At 56.4% G+C, this 4,068-nt stretch carries 5 protein-coding genes; 2 read left to right on the forward strand and 3 right to left on the reverse strand.

The features are described from left to right. Both HMPREF2990_RS13350 and HMPREF2990_RS12490 read left to right on the forward strand, forming a co-directional pair. The coding region (locus HMPREF2990_RS13350) for an IS3 family transposase (RefSeq protein ID WP_210399975.1) at window positions 1-232 on the forward strand (232 nt) is incomplete at its 5' end. Then, window positions 144-776: an IS3 family transposase gene (locus HMPREF2990_RS12490; protein WP_371575907.1), complete on the forward strand. Its 633-nt coding sequence runs from the start codon at window positions 144-146 to the stop codon at window positions 774-776. The genes HMPREF2990_RS13350 and HMPREF2990_RS12490, both read left to right, overlap by 89 nt. A 28-nt stretch (window positions 777-804) precedes the next feature. On the opposite strand, the gene HMPREF2990_RS09475 is transcribed toward HMPREF2990_RS12490, so the two are convergent. From HMPREF2990_RS09475 to HMPREF2990_RS09485, 3 genes are read right to left on the reverse strand one after another with little or no spacing between them, the layout of a single operon-like run. Continuing rightward, entirely contained in the window at window positions 805-1,620 is an 816-nt protein-coding gene (locus HMPREF2990_RS09475) for an ABC transporter ATP-binding protein (protein WP_049156256.1), read from the reverse strand. After that, window positions 1,620-2,744, reverse strand: a complete 1,125-nt coding sequence (locus tag HMPREF2990_RS09480) for a FecCD family ABC transporter permease (protein ID WP_080975109.1) — start codon at window positions 2,742-2,744, stop codon at window positions 1,620-1,622. Before HMPREF2990_RS09480 ends, HMPREF2990_RS09475 begins: the two co-directional genes overlap by 1 nt. After that, the gene (locus HMPREF2990_RS09485) at window positions 2,741-3,898 is read right to left on the reverse strand and encodes an ABC transporter substrate-binding protein (RefSeq protein WP_049156259.1); all 1,158 of its coding nucleotides are present in this window, start codon (window positions 3,896-3,898) and stop codon (window positions 2,741-2,743) included. Before HMPREF2990_RS09485 ends, HMPREF2990_RS09480 begins: the two co-directional genes overlap by 4 nt. Window positions 3,899-4,068 lie beyond the last annotated feature (170 nt).

Here is a 4,068-nt window from a genome sequence, read left to right on the forward strand (position 1 = left end):
TGACGCTGTGCTGATTGAACGCATTGGTGCTGTTCATCGGGATAATTACGGTGTCTACGGCGTGCGGACAATGTGGCATGCGCTTGACCGTGACGGAATCGACATCGGTCGTGAACAAACCGCCCGGCTGATGCGCCTAGCTGGTGTTTCTGGCAAAGGCAAAGGCAGATCACCAATCACAACCCGTACACCTCAACAGGCCGGATCTGCGCCCAGACTTGGTCGAGCGTGAGTTCAAAGCCCCCGGCCCGAACAAACTGTGGGTGGCTGACATTACGTATGTGCGCACGAAGAAAGGCTTTGTGTACGCCGCGTTTGTCACCGACGTTTACTCTCGACGGATCGTTGGGTGGGCGTTATCAGACTCCATGCGCACCGAAGCGTTGCCGCTGCAAGCTCTTAATCAGGCGATCGTGTGTGCTGAGGAAACAACAGGTCTCATTCACCATTCGGATCACGGCTCGCAGTACGTCAGCGTGGTCTACAACGAGCGCCTTGCCCAGCACGGGATTGCCGCTTCCACCGGAACTGTCGGGGATTCTCATGACAATGCTCTGGCTGAAAACGTTAACGGCTCTTACAAGAATGAGCTGATCCATACTCGCAGGTGGGATGATGTTGTCGAGGTAGAAATCGCGACGTTCGAGTGGGTGTCATGGTGGAACGAGGTAAGGCTCCACCAAAGCCTGGGATATCGAACCCCAGCCGAGGTGGAAACCGAATTGTGGAAGAAGAACCCGCAACAGGGAATAATAGAAATCAAGGAACATGCCTAGGAACAAAACTCGGGGCACTTCAAGCCCCTTATATGGCTCTGGATGTGGTGATTGCTGCAGAACCGTCATCAGTAAGGGTGACTTTTCCATCTACGCGGTAGACTTCACGCAACATTTTTGCGGTTAACACGTCCTTAGCTGCTCCGTGTGCGTATACAGTGCCCGCGTGGAGTACCGCAATGCGGTGAGCGAAGCGCGCTGCTTGTGAAAGATCGTGCATCGAAACCACGACCGCCGCGGGTGCTTCAGCTGCATAGGCGCGAATATGCTCCATGAGGATGAGCTGATTTCTTAGGTCAAGAGCGCTGGTTGGCTCGTCCAGTAGTAATGCCTGCGGCCGGCATACGATGGCCTGGGCGAAGCTTACTAATTGACGCTGGCCGCCGGAGAGCTGGGACATTGTTCGGGATTCTAGGTCTTCTAGCCCCAGCCGCGTGAGGACCGAGCTGACTCGGTCCTGTGTGGATGTGGCTACCCGTAGTCCGCTGAATCCCGTCCGGGAATGCTGGAGTGCCAGAAGTACCGATTCGAATACGGTAAGGGTGCTTTCCGGCGGGGGATCCTGTGGCAAATATACTGCCTCGGGCCCAGTGACGTCGCCGCTGAATCGGCATAGGTTAGCCATGCAGCGCAGCAAAGTCGACTTACCAGCGCCATTAGGGCCGACGAGGGCGGTGACGGTTCCAGCTTCGATCTTTGGGAGACATACGTCATTCAGTATCTGTTCGTCTCCATGGGAAAAGCACAGGTTATCTACCCGGAGTGTGGGTTCTGGCGGAACCGTGGGCGGTTGTTCCACGAGGGGGTCCTTTCTGGGGCAGGAAGTACTGGGAGAGGCGATCATTAGGTTGAGGAGACAGTTCGGGGGCGGCGTCGCAAAACAATGAGGACGACGAACACGGGAACGCCCACAATCGCGGTGATGATGCCGACAGGCAGAATCGCCCCAGGCTGGATCAGCTTGGATACCACTGAGGCTGAGGTCAGCAAAAGCGCACCTGAGATGATGGACGTGGTGAGGAAGAAGCGTTGGTCCTCACCAACGAGCATCCTGGCGATATGTGGGCCGACGAGTCCGATGAAACCAATTGTCCCGGCCATCGAAACGGCAGTTGCCGCCATAAGGGAGACTCCCACCAGCGTGTACGTGCGCAGCTTTGGGATATTGATACCCATGGACCTAGCGCGGTCGTCGCCCATTCGAAACGCGGTCAGCGTCCACGCATTGCGGTAGAAGTAAGCAATTCCGATTAGTGAGATGACCGCGAGAAGGCCGATCTGAGGCCACGTAGCGCGCGTAAGGCTGCCCAAGGTCCAGAAAACCACCTGCTCTAATTGGGTCTGCGAGGCGAGGTACTGCATTAGCGCTAGTAGAGCATCGAAGAGGAACACGATGGCTATGCCCAGCAGAATCATTCCCTCGGTACCAGAGCTCTTTGACCGAGAGAATAGGACGATCACCGCACAGGCCGCGAGGGCGAAGACCCAAGCACTGCCCGCCATTCCCAGCGCTGCCCCGATTCCCGCCGCGGTGAATCCTGAGACGGTGGCAAAGGCTGCGCCAAAGCTCGCAGCGGCGGAAATGCCCAGCGTATAGGGCTCTGCCAAGGGGTTATCCAAGATGGTTTGCATCTCTGCGCCGGCAGCAGCGAGGGTGCCACCGATGAGCACCGCTGTGACGGTCATAGGCAGACGTATATCAAAGATGATCTGCCAGTCAATTGGGCGGGAATCGCTGGGGTGAAAGAGCACGTAGAGCGCCTCATTTGCGTTCAAACTGCTGCCGATGAGGAAATCTATGGCAATGGTGACGCATAGCAGGGCCGTAAGCCCTGCGATGATCGCTACCTTTCGCCTGCTAGCTGTTCGGTACCAGTTTGACCGGGGGCGTTGCCGTTGCGGGGTAGAGTTTTGGTCGTCCACCTCGCTTCCGGTGGCAATTGATTGCGCTCGTGCTCCGTGGCTCATGGCAAACCAGTCCAGAAGGTGCCGCTAGCCTCCACAGGGAGGAATTTTTCATGTAGTTCTTCCAAATCGGCCTGCGGGTCGACATCGGAAAACAGGTCGGGGTGCATGGCTTTGGCAAACCACTCGATGGCTAGGTAGTTGTATGGGGAGTCGTAGAAGTGATGCCACGCAGCGTAGGCCCGCTTGTTCTTGACCGCCCGCATTTCCTTAAGGACAGGTTGCCCGTCAACAACGCGTTGGAAGTCTTTGGCTGCCTGTTCGGTGGACTCGTCGTAGCCCAGGGGTACAAAGCCATTCTTCTTTGGCTGCTGCTTGGCGCCGGTCCAGTCTGCGCCGGTGGCGATGATGACGTCTGGGTCTTTTTCAGCTAGCGCCTCGGGAGAGACTTGCCCCTGCTTGGCGTCGATCATATCGTCGCCCACGTTTTCGCCACCCGCTGCGTTAACAATTTGGGCTAGGTTGGACTTAGCGAAGGTAGAGCAGCAGTCGAAGTAGCCGGGAGCTCGCCAGAGGAAGGTCGGTGTGGGGGTGGCCTTGGCTTTTTCTAGGCGCTCCTGAACCATGTTCACCTTGGACTCATAGAACTCGGCATACTCTTCCGCTTCCTTCTCGTGGCCGAGTACCTTGCCGAGCAAGCGCACGCTCGGTGCGGTGTTCTTCACCGGGTCGGTAAAGTAATCGACGGTAACCGTGGGGATTCCGGCCTTTTCTAGACCGTCTACGATGCCAGCATCCTGGGCGGCTTCGAAGCTGCTTGCGGAGACAATGAAGACATCTGGACGGGAATTCAAAGCTTGCTCAACGGACATCGAGCCGTCGTAAACTTCACCAGTTTGCTCAATATCTTCGATCTCTGAGAATTTCTGTTCGTACTTCTTGTACGTGCCAGGGTCGTTCTGCTCCAGGTCATCTGGCCAGGCAACGATGCCCTGGAGCGGGTTTTCTTTGTTGAGGATGGATGTCGTGTAAAGCATCCGTTGCCCGCCCATGAGGACCCGATCGACGTTCTTCGGGACCTCGACTTCGCGCCCGAGAATGTCGGTGATCTGTTGCTTTTCTCCGTCATCTGCGGTCTGTTGTTCATCGTTAGTGCTGCAGGCAGCGGTCATAAGGAGGGCAGTGGCGGTGACGGCTGAGGCGACTACGCGGGCCATTCGGTGGTGAGGGGCGCGTGGGGTTTTAAAACCGCGAGCCCTAGTTGTCGTGAGGGACAAGGCAATCCTTTCTTCCAAGTGGATCTATTAGGTTAGCCATACCTTTGTTTATCTGCAATGGGTGATGAAACTTTTACCCCCAACATTCCCGTTAAGTCAGTTCATTCAGT

Origin of the sequence: Corynebacterium sp. HMSC071B10 (genome assembly GCF_001814825.1) — a bacterium.
Taxonomy (GTDB): domain Bacteria; phylum Actinomycetota; class Actinomycetes; order Mycobacteriales; family Mycobacteriaceae; genus Corynebacterium.